Source organism: Paractinoplanes polyasparticus, assembly GCF_019710575.1.
GTDB lineage: Bacteria > Actinomycetota > Actinomycetes > Mycobacteriales > Micromonosporaceae > Actinoplanes > Actinoplanes polyasparticus.
In genome coordinates this window covers 14,928-36,435 of the sequence record NZ_JAHWFK010000067.1, presented here as the reverse complement: position 1 = coordinate 36,435, position 21,508 = coordinate 14,928, and the positions used below count along the sequence as shown (strand labels likewise).

Here is a 21,508-nt window from a genome sequence, read left to right as displayed (position 1 = left end):
CACCCGCCCCACCCCACACGCCATGGAGGCACCCCCAATGCACGACATCATCACGCGGCTCCGCAACAAGAAGGACGACGAAGGCTTCACCCTCATCGAGCTTCTTGTCGTGGTGGTCATCATCGGCGTGCTGGTCGCAATCGCTGTGCCGGTCTACCTCAACTACCGCAAGGGAGCAGCGGACAAGTCGGCCCAGTCCGACGTCCGCGGCGCGGTGAGTGCGATCGAGCAGTACTACACCGACAACGGCAACGCCTACCCGGCCCCGACCACGGCGATCACGCAGAAGAAGGCCAGCTTCAGCCTCAAGGACGGAAGCACGGCCGACACGTCCGCCGGCCAGGCCGGCTGGGTGACCCTGTCCGACAAGTCGTCGATGACCTACGTGCTCGCCGCCGACAAGCTGTCGTACCTCGTCTGCGCCAAGAATGAGGGCGGCACCGACAAGGTCTACGTCTACAACAGCGCGGTGGGCGGTTCCGTGAAGTCGGTCGACGCCGGCGACATCACCGACTGCGTCAAGTGAGCCAGTCCTGATCCAGACCCGGGCGGTGCTGTCGGCGCCGCCCGGGTTGCCCATCCGAGACGCCGAGGAGGTCGAGATGCCGCAGCCGATGCTGCTCACCATCGCCGCCCTGCTCGGCCTGGCGGTGGGCTCTTTCCTCAACGTGGTGATCTACCGCGTGCCGCGCAACGAGTCGCTGGTCCACCCGCGCTCGCACTGCCCGGCGTGCGGCACCGAGGTCCGCAACAAGCACAACGTCCCAGTGCTCGGCTGGCTGCTGCTGCGCGGCCGGTGCGCTGCCTGCGAGACGCCGATCAGCCCGCGCTACCCGCTCGTCGAGGCCGGCACCGCGGTGCTGTTCGTCGCGGTGGCGGCCCGGTTCGGGCTTTCCTGGGAGCTGCCCGCCTACCTCTACCTGGCGGCGATCTCGGTGGCGCTGGCGGTGATCGACCTCGACGTGATGCGCCTCCCCGACAAGATCGTCCTGCCGTCGTACGCGGTGGCTCTGGTCCTGATCGCTCCGGCCGTGGTCGCCGATCGCAGCTGGTCGACCGCCGGCCGGGCCCTGCTGGCGGCAGCCGTGCTCTACGTCGCCTACTTCATCCTGGCCGCCATGCCACGCGGGATGGGCGGCGGCGACCTCAAGCTGGCCCCGCTGCTCGGCTTCTATCTGGGCTGGCTCGGCTGGAGCTCGGTGGCAATCGGCGCGTTCGCGGCGTTCCTGCTGGGCGGCCTGGTCGCCGCCGTGCTGATGCTGCTGCGCCGGGCCAACCGCAAGAGCCGTATTCCCTTCGGCCCGTACATGCTCGCCGGCGCCTTCCTCGCGGTGTTCGCCGGCGCGCCGATCGCGCAGTGGTACTCCTCCCTGATCATTCCGGCCGCCTGATTCCCCGTACGCACGAACGAAGGAGACCGATGGCTGGCGTCATCCCGATCGGGCTCGACATCGGCACGTCCTCCATCCGGGCCGTCGAGGTCCGCCGGGGCAAGGACGACTACACGTTGTCCAACTTCGGCCAGGTGCCGTTGCCGCCCGGCGCGGTCACCGGCGGCGTGGTTCAGGACCCGGTCATGGTCACCTCGGCTCTGAAGCAGCTCTGGGCGGCCTGCAAGTTCGGCACCAGGAACGTCAACCTCGGGGTGACGAACCCGCAGCTCGTGGTGCGTGAGATGGCCGTGTCGAACCTGCCCGCCAAGGAGATGCGCCAGGCCCTGCCGTTCCAGGTCAAGGACGCGCTGCCGCTGGCTGTCGAGCGCTCGCTGCTCGACTTCTATCCGCTCGAGGAACCGGGCGACAACCCGACCGTCCGCGGGCTGCTCATCGCCATGCCCAAGGAGGCCGTGATGAGCGTGGTCGGCGCCGTCGAGAAGGCCGGCCTGCACGTCAAGGGGGTCGACCTGGCGTCGTTCGCGCTGCTGCGGGCTGCCTCGCGGCTGGACACCCAGATCGAGGCGATCGTCGACATCGGGCTCGACGTGACCAGCCTGGTCGTGCACGCCGACGGGAAGCCGCTGATCGTGCGGACCGTCCCGCGGGGCGGCCAGGAGATCACCGACAGCATCGCCACCCGGCTCGGCATCCCCCCGCCCGAGGCCGAGGAGCTCAAGTGCCGGTTCGGCCTGCACGGCGACGGCCGGCCGGACGGCGTGGAGGCCGCCGAGGAGGCGGTCCGCCCGCTGGTCAGCGAGCTGCGCAGCTCGTTCACCTATCTCGCCTCGAGCGAGCGGCACCTGCAGGTCACCCGGCTCGCCCTGTGCGGCGGCAGCGCGCTCATGCCCGGCCTCGCCGAGCACCTCCAGAACCAACTACGGATCACCGTCATGTACGCCGACAGCGCCAGCCGCCTGCGGGACACGCGCAAGGGCCGCGAGCGCGGCTTCGAAAGCTTCGTGCCCTCGGCCGCGGTGTCGATCGGCCTGACCCTGGGAGCGGCAGCCTGATGACCACCACTCAAACCGCCCTGATGCCGGTCGACCCGGCCGTCTCTCCCGCGCAGGCCTCCCGGATCCTGACGATCCGGGCCAACCTGCTGCCCGAGGAGATCCGGGCCGGGCGCAGCGCCCGCCGCACCCGGTTCCTGTTGATCGGCGCCGTGCTCGCGGTCATCGCCGTGATGGCCGGCTGGTACCTGTACGCCGTGCAGCAGGTCACCACGGCCCAGGACAACCTGACCATGGCCACCGTCCAGGTGCAGCGGGTACAGAACGACAAGAAGAAGTACTCCGGAGTGACCGGCACCATCAACGACGTCAAGGCGGTCGAACAGGACCTCAAGACGCTGCTGGGCACCGACCTGCCGTGGGCCACGAACATGGACGACCTGCGCGCCGACGCCGCCGAGGCGGACGTTCAGATCGGCACGATCTCCGGCAGCCTGTCCGAGGCCCCCGCCGCCGCGACCGCCGCCACGCCCGTCGGTGTTGTGGCGGCACTCTCCATCGCCGGCACCGCGAGCGACCGGAAGCACGTCGCCGCGTTCCTCGACGAGCTGGCCACCCACCCCGGCTTCACCGACCCCTATCTGACCACCACGACCTTGGAGAACAAGCGGGTCGCGTACACCCTCACCTTCAAGCTCACTTCGGCTGCGCTGTGCGGACGGTTCACCACCGCCTGCAAGACCGGAGGCAACTGATGGACGCCCGGCGCGCCGACCGGATCTGGCTCATCGGCGGGATCGTGGCCATCGTCATCCTCATCGCCGCGTCCTGGCTGCTCGCCGTCTCACCCAAGTTCGCCGAGGCCGATGAGGTACAGGACCAGGCCGACGACACCACCATCCAGCTGGTCTCGCTGCGTAAGGAGGTGGCCAAGCTCAAGCAGCAGAGCGAGAAGAAGGCCACCTATCAGGCCGAGCTCGACACGCTAGTGACGAATCTGCCCGAGACGTACGGCATGCCGGTCTTCCTGCGTTCGATCCAGGATTCCGGCGCGGCCACCTCCGTCGAGGTCACCGACCTCAGCGTGGGCGCCCCGGTGGCCTCGGACACGGTGCTCACCGCAGTTGAGCTACCCATTTCGATGAACACCAAGGGCACAATCCCCAACATCAGCAAATTCATAGTGCGCCTCCAGCAGACGCAGAACCGGGCCGTGCTGCTCAACTCGGTCACCGTCTCGGCCCCGGACAAGAACAAACTTGTGGTCGTGAATCTGACGCTGACCGCCTTCTGCACCAAGAACAACCTCGCGGACAGCACCAAACTCGACCGCACCGACATGTGCGCGACGGCTTGACGACAACGACTACCGGGTGAACCGGGCAGCCGGACGCCGCACTCCATTGTCACCCTGAGTACTCTGCCCGTATGTCATACGCGGTCCCACCGACCCGTACCGCAGCGGTCGTCCACCAGTTGCGTAACGAGATCGTCACCGGTGAACTCTCCCCCGGCACGCTCATCAAGGATGCCGAGCTCGCCGCCCGCCTAGGCGTCAGCATCACGCCGGTACGCGAAGCCATCGCTCAGCTCAGCGTCGAGGGCCTGATCGACATCGCGCCCAACCGGACCCGGCACGTCACCAAGGTCACCCAGAAGAACGCACTGGAGCTGATCGATGTGATGAGCGTGCTGGCCTGCGCCGGCTTCGAATGGGGCGTCGACAACCTCACCGAGACGCACATCGAGCTGCTGCGCCAGCGCCAGGCCGAGTTCGTCGACGCCCTGGCCGCCGGCAACGTGCTGGCAGCCGGGGCGGCCGGCGCCGACTTCAGCTCGATCATCATCCTGGCCAGTGGCAACCGCGAACTGCAATCCATGGTGGACCTGGTCGTCGCGCGCACCATGCGCATACTGGCGATGACGGCCGAGAGCGACCTGTGGAACACCTGGATCGAGGGCCACGACGCGATCCTGCGCCTGCTCGTCGAGGGCGACCGCAAGGGTGCGCTCAACCGCTACCGCCAGATCTACGTCGACTACCGCTCCCAGGTCGAGGGTGAGCTCTTCCTCGACCAGTGACCCGCCGGCCTTTCCCCAGCCGCCGCCCCTTCGACGGTCGCGGGTCCTCTGCCGATCCCGGCTCAGCGGGCGGCGGCCAGTAGCGCGGTGACGCCCTCAATGGCCGGCGGGCGCACGGCGAAGCGGCTGATCCCCCACCGGCTCTCGAGCTGCCGCAGCTTGGCGGCTATCTCATCCAGCGTGCCGATCAACACGAACGGGCAGGCGATGAGGTCGGCCTCGTCGGCTTCAACCTCTTTCGCGTACGCCGAGTAGCCGGCGCCACCGTCGTCAGTGACCTCGAACCGCTGCACCAGCGCCTCGGCCGGCTTGCCGCCGCACAGTTCGATCTGAGCGTCGACCTGGTCGCTGCGCCACCGTGTCTCGTGCCGGTGCCCGTCGGCAAGCGTGCGCCCCAGCCCCGACAGCCCGATGAGGTCGGCGTGCCCGGCCGCCCACCGCAGAAGCCGGCTGTTGCCACCCCCGATCAACAGCGGAACCTTCTGCTGTACGGGCCGCGGCTCAGCCATGCCGTCCTCGGTCAGCATCCGCGTGGCGGCCTCGGCGACCGCGATGCAGTGGTCGATCCGTCCCCGCACGTCCGGCCGCACGCGCCCGACTGCCTCCCATTCCGCCGGAGTGTGCCCCGCTCCGAGCCCGAACACGGCACGACCACCGGACACGACGTCGAGAGTCGCCACATCCGACGCGAGCAACAACGGCTCTCGAACACCGGCATTCGACACGTACGACCCCAGCCGAATCCGCGAAGTCACAGCAGCCGCAGCCGCCAGCGCCACGAACGGCGCCGCGCACGATCCCGGATGGTCCGGCACGTACAAGGACTCGAAGCCCGCCTCTTCAGCACCCCGGGCAAGGTCGAGCCACCCGCCCGCACTTTTGGGAACGGCCTGCAACGCAAAGCTCACCATGCCGCGATCCTGGCCCTCCGCACCCGTCCCCGAACAGGAAATTTCACCACCAGCGAACCGATCGCCTGACGCCCAGCGGCACCGCCGCGCCCGCGCCACCGGCACCGCCCCGCCCCGGCTCAGGAATCGCACCCGGTCTGCAACCGTGACCTTCCTCTCGCCCGCCCCACCCCAGCCGATGGACGAGGTGTCCGACCGGAAGGGACACCGCATGACCACCGACCTGATCCTCGTGGCCGACGACGACAGCGACATCCGCGACCTGCTCACCGTGACGCTCGAGTCCGCCGGTTTCCGTGCCGTGGCCGCCAAGGACGGGCACACCGCGGCCCGCATCCTCACCGTCGCCAAGCCGGCCGGCTTGATCACCGACGTCCAGATGCCGGCGCTCAACGGCCTGGAGCTGTGCCGCCGCGCCCGGCTCGACCCCGCCGGCCGCACCATGGCGATCGTCGTGATGTCGGCGAACATCCACGCCTACGCCGTCGAGGCCGGCCTCGACGCGGGGCGCCGACCGCTACCTGACGAAACCACTGGCCCCCCGCCGCCTGGTGGCCGAGATGCGCGAACTCCTGACCACACGCTGACCGAACTACTCCGCAGCCGCGAGCTCCCAGCTGTCCGCTGAACCGCCCGGCACCCCGTAGCCGTTTCTCGAATCAGGAGGTAGACAGAAATGACCACGCTCTACGCACCGCCCCAGGAAGCCGACGCTTTCACCCGAGCGATGTCCCCGGCGCCGATCACCGCGCCGCTGTCCCCCAGCATCCTCATCGCGGACGATGACGACGAGGTCCGCGACGTGATCGAGTTCCGCCTGCAGGTGGCCGGCTACCGCACCCTGACCGCCGACAACGGACAGTCGGCGCTGAGCCTGGCCATCGAACGCCGCCCCCGCGTCATCATTCTCGACGTCACCATGCCCCAGATCGACGGCCTGACGGTCTGCAACCGCCTGCACGCGACCGCCTGCACCGCCGAGATCCCGGTCCTGATGATCAGCGCCAACTGCGCCGACCAGGACAGGGAACTGGGCCTGGCCGCCGGCGCCGACGACTACCTGCCCAAGCCCTTCACCTCCCACGAGATGATGCGCCGGGTCAACTGGCTCCTGCTCTCCGCCGGCCGCTGAGAACCGTCCTTTCAGGACCTGCCGCACTGCGAGAAGGACCGCGATCAGCCGGGCGGCCGTCCGACCGCGATCAGCGGATGGCCCAGTTCGCGCAGGTGGCGCAGGGTCTCAAGGATCGAGTAGCAGTCGGCGAGGGCGTCGTGCTCACGGTCGATGCGGGCGGCCAGGCCCAGCGCGAAGGCGAGCCGGCCCGACGACAGTCCGGCGGTGGCGGGCAGCACCGCGTTGAAGTAGGTGCGGATGTTGACGAACGGCGGCAGTTCGCGCTTCGGGGTGCGGCCCTCCGGCACCTGGAGGATGAGGTTCTCGCCGAGGATCACCATGTCGTTGCCGTACGAGAGAACGTAGTGGCCGTCGCAGAAGTCGAGGAACGCGTCGAGCGCGTCGGCGAACGGCCGGCCCTGCTCGTCGACGGCGGTCTGGCTGATGCCGGTCAGATCCTGGAAGTAGTCCGAGAGCGAGGGGTTGCGCTGCGGCCGTACGAGTTGGTTGAACTCGCCCGTGACCAGCAGGCTTGCCGAGTCGACGCGCAGCGCGCCGATCTGCACGACCTCACGGAATTCGCCGGGCCGCGACCAGCCGTGCTCCTGCGAGCCCTCCCACGCCGTGAACTCCAGGTCCAGGATGATGATCACGACCAGAACCTACTTGATCTTCACGTGCCGACCGAGGCCCGGCCGATGGCGGCGACGGCAACATCCAGCGTCCGGTTGAATTCGTCATCACTCTGCTGATACCGCAGGTCCTGCACCAGCGCGCGGGAGAAGCTGGCGATCAGCCCGCGGTTGCGCGCCAGTCGCTCGTCCGCCTCGGCCTGGGTGTATCCGCCCGAGAGCGCGACGACACGCAGCACCTTCGGGTGCCCGATGAGGTCGGCGTAGAAATTGTCGACGCTCGGGATCGACAGTTTGAGCATCACCGGCCCGTCGACGTCGGCCAGGCGCTCGAGGACGGCCGCCTTCAGCAACTCCTCCGCCCGCCGCTTCTCGGCACTGTGGATGTCGACCTCGGGCTCGAGGATCGGCACCAGGCCCGCCCCGAGGATCTCCCGCGCGTACGCGAACTGCTGATCGACGACCGCGGTGATGCCGCCGGTGTCGGCCCGGCTGACGAACGACCGCATTTTCGTACCGAAGACCCGCCGTTCGACCGCCCGCTCGAGCAACCCGCCGAGCCTCGTGAACGGCTTCATCAGCCGCACGCCGTCCCGCTCGTCGGCCAGGCCCTCGTCCACCTTGACGAACGGCACGATCCGCTTGCGCTGCCAGAGGTAGTCGGGAGTGCTGACGCCGTCGACGTCGCGGTCCATCGTCTGCTCGAACAGAATCGCTCCGAGCACCCGTTCCCCGGTGAAGGCGGGCGACATCATGATCCGGCTCCGGAAGGCGTGCATGAGGTCGAACATCTGACCCTCACCCGAGTACGCCGATTCCGGCACCCCGTACAGAGCGAGCGCCTTCGGCGTGCTCCCACCGCTCTGATCCAGCGCGGCCAGAAAACCGGCTCCGGACGCGATCCTGTTCCGCTGCTCATCCCGCATGCCCTCAGCGTTACCCGGGGCAGCCACCCCCGCAGCCCCTCATGCCGGTCATCTCCGTCACTGCGGCCCATCGAGAGCGCGCCGATACCGGTTGGCCGGTATCCGGGTTTGCAGTTGGCGGCAATGCCGGCCCGGCCCGAACGGACGACCGTGGGCAGCGAGGAAGTCCTTCGAAGAGGAGCAGGACCATGACCGATCAAGTGATGCCGGTGCGTACGCACGCAGCCTGGCGCGACATCTCGCCGGCGCAACGAGTGCTGACTGTGGTGACGGCGGCGCTGCTCGGGGTCGACGCCTACGTGCATCTGCACGACGCCGCCCAGTACGACCAGTTCCGCTCGTCCGTGATGAGCGAGGGCACACTGTTCCGCATCCAGGGAGTCGTCGCGATCGTGGTCGCGCTGGCGCTGCTGATCTGGCCGCGCGTCCTCACCTGGATCGTGTCGCTGCTGGTGGCGGGCAGCGCAGCCGTGGCGGTGACGCTCTACACGTACGTGAATGTGGGTCAACTGGGCCCGCTGCCCAACCTCTACGAGAACACGTGGAGCGCCCCCGGCAAGGCCTTTTCCGCCGTCGCCGAAACGCTCGCCGCGCTGGTCGCCATCGCCGGCCTGACGCTCGCCGTGCGAGCCCGCTCAGGGCGCCGAGGGCTCCACCAGGTGTGAAGCCTCTGACGTTGCTGCGGGGATTGGTCGAGCGGTGATCCCGCACAATCAGAAACCGCCCGGAACCCGGTACCGGATCTGAGCACCGTGGTGCTCAGATCCGCCGAACAACTGCCGACAGCACCGCCGGAATGCTGAGCCGCGTCTTTCAGTAGTGGCCGTTGTTCTGGAAGAAGTTCCACGCACCGCACGGGGTGTCGTAGCGGCCCTTCACGTAGCCGAGGCCCCATTTGATCTGGGTGGCCGGGTTGGTCTTCCAGTCGGCGCCGGCCGAAGCCATTTTCCGGCCGGGCAGGGCCTGCGGAATGCCGTACGCGCCGGAACTTCTGTTTTCCGCCTTGTAGTTCCAGCCGCTCTCGTGTTTCCACAGTTTGTCGAGGCACGGGAACTCGGCGATCGGGAAGCCCTTGTCCAGCATGAGGGCGCAGCCGATCTTGCGGCTTCCGGAGTATTCGTTGCACGAGGTGGGGATCGGGCCGTTGAACGGGACGGGGCCGGAGGCTTCCTGCTTCTTGCGCTCCCGGGCCGCCTTCTTGTCGGCGGCCACCTTCGTCTCGAGCTTGTGCGCCCGGCCGGCGGCGGCCTTCGCGGCCGTTGCCGCCTTGGCCGCGGCGGCGCCCTCGGCCTCGCGCTTCCAGGCTCGCGCGGCGGCGTGCCGGGCCTCATGCTGCTTGAGCAACTGGACGTCCAGGGCGGCCTGTTCGGCGCCGGCCAGCGCGACCCCCGTGGGTTCGGCCTGGTTGTCCTGACCGAGATGAACCCCCGCGATCAGTCCCGCCACCAGCACGCCGACCGATGCGACGCGCACACCCACGCGGCTCCAGAGCCCATTCACGAGCGTCCCTTTCCTCAGCTGCTCGGAACACCCTGGCCTACCGCGCCCGCGAAGGCAACAGCCTGCTCTGCCCGGTCGGAAATTGACCGCTATTTCGGCGACGATGGTCGCATGAACATTCCGAACGGTAAGCACACGGTGACTCCCTATGTCGCCGCGAAAGGGGCCGAGCGCTTCCTCGCCTTTGTCGAGGCGGCGTTCGCAACCGAGCCGGCGCAGAAGGTCTTCAACCCGGACGGCACTATCGGCCACTCGGAGGTGCGGGTCGGTGACTCGACCGTGATGGCGTTCGACGCCGACCCGCGGTGGCCGCATATGCCCGCGCTACTGAGCGTTTATGTCGATGACGTGGACGCTGTGTTCGCCCGGGCCGTCGAGGCCGGCGCCACGGTGGTCACCGAGGTCTTCACATCGCGCATAGTCGGTGACCGCGGCGGCCGCCTGCGCGACCCGGTCGGCAATATCTGGTGGGTGCAGACGCATCTCGCCGAGCCCGAGCTGAGCGCCTTCGACGACCCGGCGGAACTGGCGATCATGCGTTCGGCTCAGCGTTCCTTCGCCGACGAGATGGACCGCCGGGCGGTGTAGCTGAACGACACCAGGCCGTCGATCACGAGCACGATGGTCCACAGGCGGTAGGGGCCCCACAGTGACGCGGTGCGGTCGGCGTCACCCACGAGCGCCGCGAAAAGCAACAGGATCAAACCCGCGATTCCGTACGCGATGACGTGCCGGAGCCACATGAGGCGCTCATGGGAGGCGCGTTCCCGGGTGCCCTTCGCGGGCAGCGCAACGGGTGGCGGCCCGCCGGCGAACCGGTGGGCGAACCGCTGATCGGCCCAGGTCAGCATCCGGTGCCCGAAGGCCACCGACACGCCCAGATAGACCGCCGCCAGCGCGTGCCCGAGCGCAGCCTCGCCCCCCGATCGCAGGTCGACGACGGAGAAGACGAGCAGGGCCACGTCGACCAGCGGCACCGACAGCAGCAGCGCGGTGCTGAGCGCGCGCGCCTTGAGCAGGTAGCGCGCGGCCAGCCCGGCCACGAGCAGCACCCAGAAGCCGATCTCGCAGGCGACGATCGCGACGATCATGTGTACCCCTATTTCGCACGGGCGTGTCATAACCTTTGTAACACACTCGTGCGACAATGGCGTGTGCCGAAAATTGTGGATCACGACGCGCGACGCCGGGAACTCGCCGCCGCGGTTGGGCGGGTCATCGCCCGCGACGGGGTGGCCGACGTCTCGATCCGGTCGGTGGCCGCCGAGTCGGGCTGGTCGTCGGGCGCGTTACGGCACTATTTCGCCACTCGCGGCGAGCTGCTGGCCTTCGCCTGCGAACAGGTCATCGACCAGGTCACCGAGCGCATCAGGGCCATGCCGGTGCCGGACGGCGTACGGGCGGGGGTCCGGGCGATCCTGCTCGAGACCATGCCCGTCGACGAGCGGCGCCGGGCCGAGTCGACGATCGCGTTCTCGTTCCTCGCGCTCGGGCTCGGCGACCCGGCGCTGGCCCGGGTGCAGAGGCTCCACTTCACCCGCATGTACGAGCTGTGCCTGAGCCTCGCCGCCCACCTGACCCCCGCCCACGCCGGGACCACCGCGCGCCGCCTGCACGCGCTGGTCGACGGCGTGACCGTCCACGTGCTGGCCGGTCATCTCACCCCGGACGAGATGACCGCCTGCCTCGACGACTACCTCGACGAGCTCACCGCTTGACCCAGGTAGAAATGATCTTGGTGCTGTCGTTCGTGAACGGCGTCCCGGCCCACGAATCCCACCGGTGTTCCGGCTGGAGCCCGGCGATGCGCGCCATCAGATCCATCTCGGCCGGCCACACATAGCGGAACGGCACCGACCAGAACTCGCCACGCCCGTCGTCGTGCAGCGTCACATAGTTCGACGCCATCGCCTGGGTCGCCACGTCGTAACTGTCGAACCCCCACCGCGACGGCGTCACCGTGAACGGCACGACCGTCTGCCCGGCCGGAAGCTTCCGCAGCTCGGGCACCATCACCTCGACCAGGAAGCGGCCGCCCGGGCGCAGGTGCGCGGCGGCGTTGCGGAAACACTGCACCTGCGCGTCCTGCGTGGTCAGGTTCATCACCGTGTTGAAGACCAGGTAGACCAGGTCGAAGTCCGAAGCCCCGGCCCGTACGGAGGAGAAGTCGCCCATCGACACGCCGATCAACGGGTTCTTGGCCCGCAGCCGGGCGACCATGGCCGCCGACATGTCGATGCCGTGCACCGCAACACCCCGCCCGGCCAGCGGCACCGCGACACGGCCGGTGCCGATCGCGAACTCGAGCGCTCGCCCACCCGGACCGGCCAGGCCGGCCAGCACCTCGGCGGTCTCGGCGATCACCGCCGGGTCGAACTCGTCGCCGGTCGCGTCGTCATACGTCCGGGCGACACGCTCGGAGAAGTAGCCGTCCGGATCGTCCATGGCCGGACAGTATCGAGGTCGGCCGCTCTTCTCGACGGGTTTACGGCAGCTCGATCTTTACGGCAGCTCGATCTTTACGGGAGCTCGATCGGCAGCTTCAAGCCGTCCAGCGCCGCCGCGCACGGGCAGGTGCGCTCGGCCGGCAGCCGGGTCACGGCCTCGAGCAGTACACCCCGCAGGCGTTCGGTGTTGTCGGCGAACACCCGGAACACCTCCTCCTGGGTGACGCCGTGCTCGCCCTCGACCCCCGCGTCCAGATCGGTGACCAGGGCGATCGACGTGTAGCAGAGCCCGAGCTCACGGGCCAGCACGGCCTCGGGGTGGCCGGTCATGTTGATGACAGCGCCCCCGATCGCCGTGAACCAGCGCGACTCGGCGCGTGTCGAGAAACGCGGCCCCTCGACGACGACCATGGTGCCGCCGTCGACCGGCGCGACCGGCTCGGCCGCGCCCAGCACCGCTTGGCGCCCGACCGGGCAGTACGGGTCGGCGAAGTTCACGTGCACGGCGCCGGTGTCGTAGTACGTCTGCGCGCGCCCGCTCGTGCGGTCGATCAGCTGGTCGGGCACCACGAACGTGCCCGGGCCGAGCTCGGGACGCAGGCCGCCGACGGCACAGGGGGCCACGATCTGCCGTACGCCCAGAGCGCGCAGCGCCCAGAGGTTGGCCCGGTAGGGGATCTTGTGCGGCGGGTAGCGGTGATCGCGGCCGTGCCGGGGCAGGAAAGCCACGCGGCGGTCACCCACCTGGGCGACCGTGATGGGGTCGGACGGCGCACCGTAGGGCGTGGACACCTCGTGCTCGACCGCACCGTCCAGGAGCTTGTAGAGCCCCGATCCACCGATGACGCCGATCTCCGCCGCTGGGTTCATGTCCAGACCTTATCGGCGGCCGGAATCTCGGGCTAATGTGCGTTGCATGGCGTTGGTAGGGACGGCTTATGTATAGCGAGGGCCAGCGGATCGGAGGCCGGTCGATGGAGTCCATGACCGGCCGGCTGCTGGTGGCGACGCCGACCCTCAAGGACCCGAACTTCGACCGTACGGTCGTGCTGCTCGTCGCCCACGAGACCGGCGGCGCCCTGGGCGTGGTGCTCAACCGCGCGACCGAGGTGCCCGTCGCCGACGTGCTCGGCGGCTGGGGCGAGCTGGCAGGCGACCCCGCGGTGCTCTTCGAGGGCGGCCCCGTGCAGCCCGAGTCGGCGATCTGCCTCGCCCGCACCCGCCCCGACGTGAAGAAGCGGATCTCCGGCTTCCACCAGGTCTCCGGCGCGCTGGGCACGGTCGACCTCTCCGCCGACCCCGAGCGCCTGCGCGAGAACCTGGCCGGCATCCGCGTCTTCGCGGGCTATTCGGGCTGGTCCGCGGGCCAACTGGAGGAAGAGATCGCCGGCGGCTCCTGGTTCCTGCTGGACGCCCTGCCCGGCGACCCCTTCATGACCCGCCCCGACGACCTGTGGGCCATGGTCCTGCGCCGCCAGGGCGACATCCTGGCCGCGGTGGCCCACTTCCCCCCGGACCCGGCCCTGAACTGAGCCACCGCGACGGCCGACTTCCCGCCCCCGAACCGAGGGGGTCCCGGCAACGCCCGCCGGCAGGTGTGTAGTATTTCTTCCGTGCCCGGGCGAACCGGGGACGGCAAGGGGCTGTGGCGCAGCTGGTAGCGCACCACACTGGCAGTGTGGGGGTCAGGGGTTCGAGTCCCCTCAGCTCCACCCCAGGTAAGCGGCTTGATCAGTGATCTGATCGGGCCGCTTTTCCGCTTTCTGGGGTCCGGATATCTCACGAGATCTCACATGGCATTCCGTCTGACGCGGCAGGTTCGTCGGCGACCTCAGCGACCCCGCCCCGCTGTCGCATTCATGACCGGGTGGCTGGACCGTCCGGTCGTCTAGCTTCCATTTATGTCCCCCGATGCCGCAGAGATTTTCGCCCAGGTCAACTCTGCTCTCCTGATTGCCTTCGCCGTGGAGTCCAAGGGTCTTACCGAAGACCCTGACGACCGTGCGCAGGCCAAGACCGCAACCCTCTACACGCTCGGTCTTTTCGGGGTGCTGCTGAGCCTGGCAGTGACCCTTAGTGCGGTCACGTACGACAAGTCCCTCAGCGACTGGGAAACCCGGATAGCCAGTATCGGGACCCTCCTCGGCTGCGTGGCTCTCTACAACGAGGCCACCGCCCAGCTTGCGCGGCGAGCTCGGGGTGACCGCAAGAACTTTCGCCTCGCTGCCTTCGTCATGCTCGCCGGGCTGATCTGGCTCGTCTTCTTCTTCCTCAACTTCGTGCCGGATCCATGGATCTGGCAGTGGTTCTAGCCGACGTCAACGCCCGCAGGCGCCGGCCGGAACGCTCCGGTCAAGGTCGCGCCGGCCGCGCGCAGCGCCTCGTCCTGGCTGTGAACGTAGACCTTCATCGTGAAGCTGGCCGAGGAGTGGCCGAGCCACGCGGAGATCACCGCGGTGGGCACGCCGCGCAGGTGCATCAGCGTCCCGCAGGTGTGCCGGGTGTCGTGCAGCCGGATGGCGGGGAGGCCGGCTCGCTTCACCCTCACCGTGAACTGGTCGCTGAACGACTCGGGATGGACCGGCACGCCGAGCTCGTCGACGACCACGTGCAGCTCTCCGCAGTCCGGGCAGGCGCCGTAGGCGTCGCCGGCCTCCTCAGCTTCCTCACGCTGGCGCAGCTGCAGCGCAGTCAGCGCCCCCACGAGATCGTCGTCGAGCGGCAACGTCCGCTTGCTGCGCTCGGTCTTCGGATCGTCCTCGATCACGACGCCGTCGAGCGGACTGCGCGTCTTGCGGATGGCCAGCGACTTGCCGACCAGGTCGACGTCGCACCATCGCAGGCCGAGCACCTCGCCGCGGCGCATGCCGTACATCGCCATGCCCCAGCCGACCGCCAGGCGCTCGCTCGCGATGGCGCCGAGGAAGGTCGCCGCCTGCTCGGCCGTCCAGGTCTTCATCTCGTGCTGCGTCGCCTTAGGCCGCTCGACCAGCCGAGCGACGTTGCGCAGTACCAAGCCCTGCGCCATCGCGTCGTCGAGCGCCATGCTGAGCACGGTCAGCATCAGGATCACCGTCGACGGCGCGAGCGGTGTTCCCTTGCGGTTGACTCGCCGGCCGCTGGCCAGCATCCGAGTCACCAGCTGGTCGACGCTGGCCTTGCTGAGCTTCTGCAACTCGATCTGGCCCAATTCCTCGTGCACCGGCTTGAGCGCATCGCGGTAGTTGCCGAAGGTGCGTTTCTTGAGATCGCGCTTGCCGGCCAGCCAGTCCTCGAGGTGCTGCGACACGGTGACCTTGGACGCGGCCACCAAGGTGCCGCGGGCCCGGTCGGCCAGCAGCGCCGAGCGCTTCTCGACGGCGTCCTTGCGCCTTTCGAACGAGTGCGTCCGCTGGTCGCGCACCATGACCGGCTTGCCGTCCTTGAGCACGGGACGGCCGTTCTCGGTCTTCACCTTCTGGCCGACGTCGACGGTGAACCGGTAGCGCACCGCGCCGGACGGCAGCACCACTCTCTTGATCGGATCGGAGCCTCGTGGCATCGGTCTTCCTCTCCCAGAGCTGTGAGATTTGCGTGAGACGGTGGCACATCACCGCTGGTGAAGGCCACCGCATCACAGCCTCAATGTGGTGAGAAGAGATCCACGGACGCCTTGTGCGTCTACCGCGTCAGCTCGGGTTGCCGCCTGTGCGCTTGCGTCGGCGGGCAGCCGCAGCGTTGAACTCCGCGGCGTCCTCCGGCGTGACCGGTCGCATGACGTCGGACGGGGCCTCGGTCTCCTCGTCGGCCGGCCCCGTCCAGACGACGAGCCGATCCGGGTACTTCGAGAGATCGAGGGACCTGATCGCCTCGATCACAGCGGGCGGCTTACCCGGCGGTGTCATGCCGTTCTCGAGCATCGCGTCGAGGGCCTGCGCGAGGATCCGGAGGTTGTCGACGCGGTCGGACTTGGCGACCCGCAGCCGCTCCTCGTCACCGGTGTACTCGGCCGCGCGGATGTCCGCGGCCGCGCGACTCACCGCGTTCGAAGACGCCTCCTCCTGCTGGTAGAGCTGCACAGCCAGCCGGGCCCGGCCGAACTCCTCGACCCGGGAGACCAGGGCGCCACCACGCTCCGACGGCACGGGCGAAGCATGCTCGCCACCGATCCAACGCCAGACGATCCACGGGTGCAGAGCGATGTTCGGCGCGATCGCGACGTCATCACCGGAATCGAGGTCGACCAGTAGCAGTGGCGGCGGGACGGCCAGCGCGTGAGCCAGCTGCAGCCACTCGTCGACGCTCACGCTGCGGTTCTCGGTCTCGATCTTGAAGATCGACCGACGATCAAGCTTCGAACCCATCTCGTGCAAGCGGTTCGCCAGCGCCTGGGCTGAAAGCTTCCGCTCTTCACGCCACCGCCTGACCTGCCGACCCAGCACTTCACCCGGCGCGCTCGCCGCCATTAATGCCCCCAACGTTCCTCTGAGAGGGAAACCCTATCCCCGAACTTGCCAGGTGTCCACGAGGTCTGTATGGTCCCCTCAAGCTGCCGCTGTTTCCCTAACAGAGGTATAACGCGATCCCTGGAAGGTACGGAGGGGCGATGACCGCCATGACCACGCCGATCGGACCGACTCTCGAAGAGGTGCGCCGCTGGCCGGCCACCGTCAGCGTCGAAGACGCTGCGGCGGCGCTCGGCATCAGCCGGGCGCACGCATACGACCTGATCAAGGCGAAGGAGTTCCCGGCCAAGGCGCTCAGCGTCGGCCGCCGGATCCGCGTCACCACCAGCTCGATCCTCGCCGTCATCGACGAGGCCACGAGCGATCGGCCGCAGGTGGCCTGAGGTGCTCCAGACGCACGAAAGCGGCCCCCGCCACAGAGACCGCCTCGCTACCGCCACGTACCAGCAGGGTCAGGGTAACGCCGCCGGGGCCGCAGTGCCTACCGCCGTCACCTCCTGCCGCTGCCCGTGGTGAGTCGTGCTCGACACCTCTGACTCATTCACCCGGCCCAACCGCGAGGGCCGCACGCACCTGCTTGGGGGCAGGCAGGGCATGGAGGAGCAACCCTTGACCATCACACCGACCCACGTCGACGTCGTCCGCGACGCCGCCCTGGCGTGGCACGACGCCGGCTTCTGTGTTCTCCCAGCCGCCGGCGACGGGACCAAACGGCCCCTCGGCGACTGGAAGCGCTACCAGCGCGAGCAATTCCCCCGCGAGGCCCTGGCCAGCGGACAACACCACGGCATCGGCCTGGTCTGTGGTGCCGTCTCCGGTGGCCTCGAAATGCTCGAGGCCGAGGGCCGGGCCATGCAGGAAGGCGCACTGCAGAAGGTCGCCGCAGCCGCCGCCGAGCGAGGCCTCGACGAACTGTGGCGACGCATCACCGTCGACCCGGGCGCCTACGTGGAGATGACCCCGTCCGGCGGCGTGCACATCCTCTACCGCATCACCGGCGGCCCGGTGCCCGGCAACACCAAGCTGGCCAGCCGCCCCGCCCGGACCGACGAGCTGACCGGCAACGAGCCAGACCTGGTGGCCAAGGGCCGCACCGTCATCCGAGTGCTCGCGGAGACCCGGGGCGAGGGTGGCTACGTCGTCGTCGCGCCGTCCGGCGGGCCCACCCACCCGACTGGGCAGCCCTGGCGGCTGGCCATCGGTGCGCCCGGCGTTGTGCCTACCGTCACCACGGCCGAGCAGAGGCAGTTGCACGACCTCGTGCGCGTCCTCGACCAGCTGCCGCCGCCGGCCAAGCAGACCGCGGTCACAGCGCCGCAACCGCGTGCAGCGACCATCGGTGGCCAACTGAGCCCGGGGGACGACTTCGCCGCCCACACCAGCTGGGCCGAGATCCTCGAACCCGAAGGTTGGCAAGAGCGCCACCAGGAGGACGGCGTCACCTACTGGACCCGCCCCGGCAAGGACATGCGGGACGGCCACAGCGCCACAACCAACCACGGCGGCACCGACCGGTTGAAGGTCCTCACGAGCAGCACGGAGTTTCAGTCCGTGCTCGATACAGGCGAGACCTACTCCAAGTTCGGGGCATGGGCCCTGCTGAACCACGGCGGCGACCACAGTGCCGCCGCTCGCGACCTGGCCGCTCGCGGGTACGGCACGCCGCCGCCTGGGTCGGCCTGGCCGCTGGCGACACCGCCGCCGGCCTGGTTCACCGAGCCCGTCGAGCCGGCCACCGGTCAGCCCCCTGCGGTCATCGCACCGCGACCGTCACTCGACGTCGGCAACCCCGCGGTCATGTTCGAGTGGTTGCGTGTCAACCTCGGCCGGGGCCTGCTCGCCGGCATGTTCCTGCGCGGGGCCGACCTGGTCCACACCCCGCGCGAGGGCGAGGAGGGGTACGTACCGCTGCGCGGCGCCGTTGAAGACGGTGACGACGGCCCGGCGCAGGTCCAGCGCGCGCACTCGGAGTATGTCGCCGCACGCGTCCAGATCGCCTTCGACTGCGTCAAGGAAGCATCGAGCGGCAGCGGCAAGGACAAGGTCAAGTTCTACATACCGGCCATGTTCCCAGCCGCATCGGCCAAGCGCGTCAGCGCCGTACTCGACGAGCTGCCCCAGCTGCGTCGCCTGCGCGGCGTCATCCACACCCCGGCCTTCCGGCCCGACGGCAGCCTGATCCGCACCCCCGGCTACGACCCGGTGACCCGGCTGCTCTACCTGCCTGACCCCAAACTGACCATCCCCGCCGTGCCCGAACACCCGACACCGGAGCAGATCCAGGCGGCGGTCGCCCGGATCGACCTGCTGCTGTCCGGCTTCCCGTTCACCAGCGCATCCAGCCGGGCGAACTACATCGGCGCGCTCATCACACCGCTGCTACGCGCCATCGTGCCGCCGCCGTACAAGCTGATCGCGATCGGCGCCCACCAGCGCGGCTCCGGGAAGACCAAGCTCGCCAACGTCGCGCGGATCGTTCACGGCGGCGTGTTCCGGGCCGAGTTCCCCGACGACGAGGCCGAGCTCGGTAAGCAGATCACCGCCATCCTCGAGATGACCACCGGCCCGGTCGTCGTCATCGACAACGTCTCCGGCGTGCTGCGGTCGTCGAAGTTCGCCGGCCTGCTCACCAACGACTCGTGGGGCGACCGACTGCTCGGCGGCAACGAGTGGATCGGCGTGCCCAACGACCGGCTGTGGGTCGTCACCGGCAACAACCTCTCGCTCGGCGGAGACATCCCACGGCGGACCATCACGGTCACCATCGACCCCGGCGTGCCACGTCCTGAGTTGCGCACCGGCTTCGCGATCGGCGACCCCGAGGTCTGGGCCACCGCGCACCGTGCAGACCTGCTGCACGCCCTGCTGACCATCGTGCAGGCCTGGGTAGTCGCGGGGATGCGGCGAGGGTCGGAGCGCAGCAGCGACGGATACGCCCGCTGGACACAGACCGTCGAAGGCATCATCACCACGGCCGGCATCGAGGGTGGCTTCGACCACGACTCCACTCAGATCGTCGTCGGTAGCGACGACGACGACTGGGAGCACTTCCTCACCGCCGTGCACAAGGTTCGTGGGAATCAGGTGTGGACGGTGAAAGAGGTCCTGGCCGACGTCGACCCAGGCCACAACGTCTACGCGGGGGCCGGCATCGCACATAAGCCCATCCCGCTCGACGCCCTACCAACCGAGCTCGCGGACAAGGCGGCGCGCTCACCGCAGGGTATCGGTGGCATCGCGAAGACGCTGGGGCGCTGGCTCATGAACCGCGACGGGCGATGGGCGGGGAGCTTGGCTGTGCGGGCCGCGGGGTCGAATCGCGACAAGGTCCGGCTCTGGCGAATCGAGTCCGCTGCGGGGTTAGCGGGGTTTGCGGGGTCTGATTCCCTGACCTACGCGCGAGAAGTTGAGTCACCCGTTAGTGAAAACCCCGTGTGGGGCCCGCCGGATCAGACCCCGCAAACCCCGCTAACCCCGCAGCGCGCTCAGCAATCACCGCGACCTGAGGCTCCCGCGCTGCCGATGCCACCGGCGCCCGGCCCGAACTACTGCCCCCGGTGCTCGCAGACCTTCGCCGATGCCACCTGGGTGCCGTGCGACCGATGCGGCACCCGCCACCACGCCCGCGGCCGCGGTGGCCACGGGCCCACCTGCCAGCCCTGCCAGACCGGAAGGACTGCCACACCATGACCGCCGCCCTGACCTTCGACGAGGCCGTGCAACTGCGCGTCGCCGTCGCCGACCAGCAGCACACCGTGCGCCGCCTGGCTGCCCACACCCACGGCCACCAGGTCGCCGCCCGAGACCCGTGGTTCGTCTCGCTCGGCGTCACGGTGCTCGGTCAGCTGGTCAGCGGTCGAGCACGGCTCTGCCCACATGTCGGCCCGGGCCGCGGCTTCGGCCCGATGTACACCCAGATGGGCCAGGCGGGCCGGCCGCTGCTGGTCAGCTGCCGCGACTGTTTCGCCGATCGCCCGCGGTTCGGCCCGGTCGACGACAACACGTGCGACCGCTGCTCCGTCTACGCACGGGGCGGCCTGGTCGGCGGCGCCCTGCCGATCGGCCCGATGCTGCTCCTGTTCGGCGTGTGCGGCAGCTGCGCAGGCGAGCTCGAACTACGGCAGCACGAGGGAGCGAGCGCATGACCACCTCGAACCAGCAGGCCGCCTTACTCCTCGAGCGCGCGATGCTCGACCCCCGCTTCGCCGCCGTCTGTGAGCGTGCCCGCGAGACTGCGCCGGTCGGCTTCCGCGACCAGGCCGACGCCGCCATCAGCGAGGCCACCGACCTCCTGCAGCAGGCCGGCCAGCTCATCAGTGACGAGGCCTCGCGCCTGGTCACGCCCGGCGAGCTGCCCGGCTGGCTGCGTCTGGGCATCATCCAGGCGTTCGTGTCCTGGATCTCCGGCGGTGGTGAAACTTGCAGGCACAACCTGCACCCGGGCCACCCGCAACCGATCTTCGCAGCCCTGTGGCGGCCGGACCTGACCGTCTGCGGCTTCTGCTTGCACCTGTTCAGCCTGGCGCCGGACAGCGAGGCCGCCCACACCTGCGACGCCTGCGGCCGCGTGTGCGCCCGCACCGCCGACGACGGCATCACGCCGGGCATGCTCCAGATCGGACCGCTCACCGTTCAGTACGGCGCCTGCGACGACTGCCTGCCCGCGACCTTGGGCCGTCCGTGTTGACCCCGGCCATGCTCGCGGCGCTGGCCCTGCCTCGCCATGAGGCCCACTGCCCGGCACGGCACCAGACCTATGCCGCGCTGGCCGGCTGCGTCTGGGACGAGGCAGCCGAGGTCTCCGGTGAGGGGCCGTTCGCCCTCGTCATCGAGCACTGGGCCGAGAGTGGCATCCGCACTCTGGTCATGCTCTGGACCTGGGCCGACGACGCCCTCGACGCCAAGAACCTGATCAACGCTACGACTGTCGCCACCATCTTCCGGCTGCCGGACAACCTGATCCAGTTGGCTGTGCGTGACTGATCGAGTCAGGTCTTCCTACGGATGCAACCAAGCTGGGCTCGATGCTTACTGATCGTCACCAGGGGTGGGGGAGTAACCCCCA

At 69.0% G+C, this 21,508-nt stretch carries 27 protein-coding genes and 1 tRNA gene; 19 read left to right on the top strand and 9 right to left on the bottom strand.

Annotated features, from left to right (window positions below; translation table 11 throughout):
* Window positions 1-37: 37 nt before the first annotated feature.
* The 6 genes from KXC43_RS47000 to KXC43_RS46975 all read left to right on the top strand — a co-directional run bounded on the left by KXC43_RS47000 (window position 38) and on the right by KXC43_RS46975 (window position 4,468).
* Window positions 38-526, top strand: a complete 489-nt coding sequence (locus tag KXC43_RS47000) for a type II secretion system protein (RefSeq protein ID WP_221382803.1) — start codon at window positions 38-40, stop codon at window positions 524-526.
* Between the two features lie 76 nt (window positions 527-602).
* On the top strand, window positions 603-1,391 hold the full coding sequence (locus tag KXC43_RS46995; RefSeq protein ID WP_221382802.1) for a prepilin peptidase: 789 nt from the start codon (window positions 603-605) through the stop codon (window positions 1,389-1,391).
* A 29-nt stretch (window positions 1,392-1,420) separates the two neighbouring features.
* On the top strand, window positions 1,421-2,446 hold the full coding sequence (gene pilM / locus KXC43_RS46990; RefSeq protein WP_221382801.1) for a type IV pilus assembly protein PilM: 1,026 nt from the start codon (window positions 1,421-1,423) through the stop codon (window positions 2,444-2,446).
* Complete coding sequence (locus KXC43_RS46985) at window positions 2,446-3,141, top strand: PilN domain-containing protein (RefSeq protein WP_221382800.1); 696 nt, start codon at window positions 2,446-2,448, stop codon at window positions 3,139-3,141. The genes pilM and KXC43_RS46985 overlap by 1 nt, the downstream gene beginning before the upstream one ends.
* Window positions 3,141-3,743 (top strand): type 4a pilus biogenesis protein PilO, encoded by a 603-nt coding sequence (gene pilO, locus KXC43_RS46980; protein WP_221382799.1) that lies wholly within the window; start codon window positions 3,141-3,143, stop codon window positions 3,741-3,743. The genes KXC43_RS46985 and pilO overlap by 1 nt, the downstream gene beginning before the upstream one ends.
* Before the next feature lie 71 nt (window positions 3,744-3,814).
* Window positions 3,815-4,468: a GntR family transcriptional regulator gene (locus tag KXC43_RS46975; protein ID WP_221382798.1), complete on the top strand. Its 654-nt coding sequence runs from the start codon at window positions 3,815-3,817 to the stop codon at window positions 4,466-4,468.
* Window positions 4,469-4,530: 62 nt separating this feature from the next.
* Here the strand turns inward: KXC43_RS46975 and KXC43_RS46970 are convergent, their stop codons facing one another.
* On the bottom strand, window positions 4,531-5,484 hold the full coding sequence (locus KXC43_RS46970) for an LLM class flavin-dependent oxidoreductase (protein ID WP_308129579.1): 954 nt from the start codon (window positions 5,482-5,484) through the stop codon (window positions 4,531-4,533).
* Window positions 5,485-5,590: 106 nt separating this feature from the next.
* Between KXC43_RS46970 and KXC43_RS46965 the strand changes: the two genes are divergently transcribed.
* Entirely contained in the window at window positions 5,591-6,007 is a 417-nt protein-coding gene (locus KXC43_RS46965; RefSeq protein WP_255646030.1) for a response regulator, read from the top strand.
* A 48-nt stretch (window positions 6,008-6,055) separates the two neighbouring features.
* Window positions 6,056-6,511, top strand: coding sequence for a response regulator (locus KXC43_RS46960; RefSeq protein WP_221382797.1), 456 nt, complete (start codon window positions 6,056-6,058; stop codon window positions 6,509-6,511).
* 44 nt (window positions 6,512-6,555) lie between these two features.
* On the opposite strand, the gene KXC43_RS46955 is transcribed toward KXC43_RS46960, so the two are convergent.
* On the bottom strand, window positions 6,556-7,146 hold the full coding sequence (locus tag KXC43_RS46955; protein ID WP_221382796.1) for a 3'-5' exonuclease: 591 nt from the start codon (window positions 7,144-7,146) through the stop codon (window positions 6,556-6,558).
* A 20-nt stretch (window positions 7,147-7,166) separates the two neighbouring features.
* Complete coding sequence (locus KXC43_RS46950) at window positions 7,167-8,051, bottom strand: fructose bisphosphate aldolase (protein ID WP_221382795.1); 885 nt, start codon at window positions 8,049-8,051, stop codon at window positions 7,167-7,169.
* Between the two features lie 188 nt (window positions 8,052-8,239).
* Between KXC43_RS46950 and KXC43_RS46945 the strand changes: the two genes are divergently transcribed.
* Window positions 8,240-8,716, top strand: a complete 477-nt coding sequence (locus tag KXC43_RS46945; protein ID WP_221382794.1) for a hypothetical protein — start codon at window positions 8,240-8,242, stop codon at window positions 8,714-8,716.
* Between the two features lie 148 nt (window positions 8,717-8,864).
* Here KXC43_RS46945 and KXC43_RS46940 read toward each other — a convergent pair whose 3' ends face one another.
* Window positions 8,865-9,551, bottom strand: coding sequence for an aggregation-promoting factor C-terminal-like domain-containing protein (locus KXC43_RS46940; RefSeq protein WP_221382793.1), 687 nt, complete (start codon window positions 9,549-9,551; stop codon window positions 8,865-8,867).
* Window positions 9,552-9,662: 111 nt separating this feature from the next.
* Here KXC43_RS46940 and KXC43_RS46935 point away from each other — a divergent pair, with 111 nt between their 5' ends.
* Window positions 9,663-10,139, top strand: a complete 477-nt coding sequence (locus KXC43_RS46935; RefSeq protein ID WP_221382792.1) for a VOC family protein — start codon at window positions 9,663-9,665, stop codon at window positions 10,137-10,139.
* Here the strand turns inward: KXC43_RS46935 and KXC43_RS46930 are convergent.
* On the bottom strand, window positions 10,097-10,642 hold the full coding sequence (locus KXC43_RS46930; protein WP_221382791.1) for a hypothetical protein: 546 nt from the start codon (window positions 10,640-10,642) through the stop codon (window positions 10,097-10,099). The genes KXC43_RS46935 and KXC43_RS46930 overlap by 43 nt on opposite strands.
* A 63-nt stretch (window positions 10,643-10,705) precedes the next feature.
* On the opposite strand from KXC43_RS46930, the gene KXC43_RS53115 reads away from it, so the two are divergent.
* Window positions 10,706-11,269: a TetR/AcrR family transcriptional regulator gene (locus KXC43_RS53115; RefSeq protein ID WP_221382790.1), complete on the top strand. Its 564-nt coding sequence runs from the start codon at window positions 10,706-10,708 to the stop codon at window positions 11,267-11,269.
* Here KXC43_RS53115 and KXC43_RS46920 read toward each other — a convergent pair.
* Both KXC43_RS46920 and KXC43_RS46915 read right to left on the bottom strand, forming a co-directional pair.
* Entirely contained in the window at window positions 11,259-11,996 is a 738-nt protein-coding gene (locus tag KXC43_RS46920; protein WP_221382789.1) for a class I SAM-dependent DNA methyltransferase, read from the bottom strand. The two genes, KXC43_RS53115 and KXC43_RS46920, sit on opposite strands and share 11 nt — an antisense overlap.
* A 74-nt stretch (window positions 11,997-12,070) precedes the next feature.
* Window positions 12,071-12,868: an S-methyl-5'-thioadenosine phosphorylase gene (locus tag KXC43_RS46915; RefSeq protein ID WP_221382788.1), complete on the bottom strand. Its 798-nt coding sequence runs from the start codon at window positions 12,866-12,868 to the stop codon at window positions 12,071-12,073.
* A gap of 68 nt (window positions 12,869-12,936) precedes the next feature.
* Between KXC43_RS46915 and KXC43_RS46910 the strand changes: the two genes are divergently transcribed.
* The 3 genes from KXC43_RS46910 (at window position 12,937) to KXC43_RS46900 (ending at window position 14,310) form a co-directional block, all read left to right on the top strand.
* Window positions 12,937-13,530 carry a YqgE/AlgH family protein gene (locus KXC43_RS46910; protein WP_221382787.1) on the top strand — a complete coding sequence of 198 codons (594 nt, stop codon included), beginning with the start codon at window positions 12,937-12,939 and terminating at the stop codon, window positions 13,528-13,530.
* 107 nt (window positions 13,531-13,637) lie between these two features.
* Window positions 13,638-13,710 (top strand) — tRNA-Ala (locus KXC43_RS46905).
* Window positions 13,711-13,899: 189 nt separating this feature from the next.
* Window positions 13,900-14,310: a hypothetical protein gene (locus tag KXC43_RS46900; RefSeq protein ID WP_221382786.1), complete on the top strand. Its 411-nt coding sequence runs from the start codon at window positions 13,900-13,902 to the stop codon at window positions 14,308-14,310.
* On the opposite strand, the gene KXC43_RS46895 is transcribed toward KXC43_RS46900, so the two are convergent.
* Entirely contained in the window at window positions 14,307-15,539 is a 1,233-nt protein-coding gene (locus tag KXC43_RS46895) for a site-specific integrase (protein ID WP_221382785.1), read from the bottom strand. The two genes, KXC43_RS46900 and KXC43_RS46895, sit on opposite strands and share 4 nt — an antisense overlap.
* Window positions 15,540-15,666: 127 nt before the next feature.
* Window positions 15,667-16,443 (bottom strand): helix-turn-helix domain-containing protein, encoded by a 777-nt coding sequence (locus KXC43_RS46890; RefSeq protein ID WP_221382784.1) that lies wholly within the window; start codon window positions 16,441-16,443, stop codon window positions 15,667-15,669.
* Window positions 16,444-16,583: 140 nt separating this feature from the next.
* Between KXC43_RS46890 and KXC43_RS46885 the strand changes: the two genes are divergently transcribed.
* The 5 genes from KXC43_RS46885 (at window position 16,584) to KXC43_RS46865 (ending at window position 21,426) form a co-directional block, all read left to right on the top strand.
* Window positions 16,584-16,826 (top strand): helix-turn-helix domain-containing protein, encoded by a 243-nt coding sequence (locus tag KXC43_RS46885; RefSeq protein WP_221382783.1) that lies wholly within the window; start codon window positions 16,584-16,586, stop codon window positions 16,824-16,826.
* A gap of 226 nt (window positions 16,827-17,052) precedes the next feature.
* On the top strand, window positions 17,053-20,133 hold the full coding sequence (locus KXC43_RS46880; RefSeq protein WP_221382782.1) for a bifunctional DNA primase/polymerase: 3,081 nt from the start codon (window positions 17,053-17,055) through the stop codon (window positions 20,131-20,133).
* Window positions 20,130-20,588, top strand: a complete 459-nt coding sequence (locus KXC43_RS46875) for a hypothetical protein (protein ID WP_221382781.1) — start codon at window positions 20,130-20,132, stop codon at window positions 20,586-20,588. Before KXC43_RS46880 ends, KXC43_RS46875 begins: the two co-directional genes overlap by 4 nt.
* Window positions 20,585-21,130 (top strand): hypothetical protein, encoded by a 546-nt coding sequence (locus tag KXC43_RS46870; RefSeq protein WP_221382780.1) that lies wholly within the window; start codon window positions 20,585-20,587, stop codon window positions 21,128-21,130. The genes KXC43_RS46875 and KXC43_RS46870 overlap by 4 nt, the downstream gene beginning before the upstream one ends.
* A complete protein-coding gene (locus KXC43_RS46865) occupies window positions 21,124-21,426 on the top strand; it encodes a hypothetical protein (protein WP_221382779.1) in 303 nt (100 codons plus the stop codon). The genes KXC43_RS46870 and KXC43_RS46865 overlap by 7 nt, the downstream gene beginning before the upstream one ends.
* Window positions 21,427-21,508 lie beyond the last annotated feature (82 nt).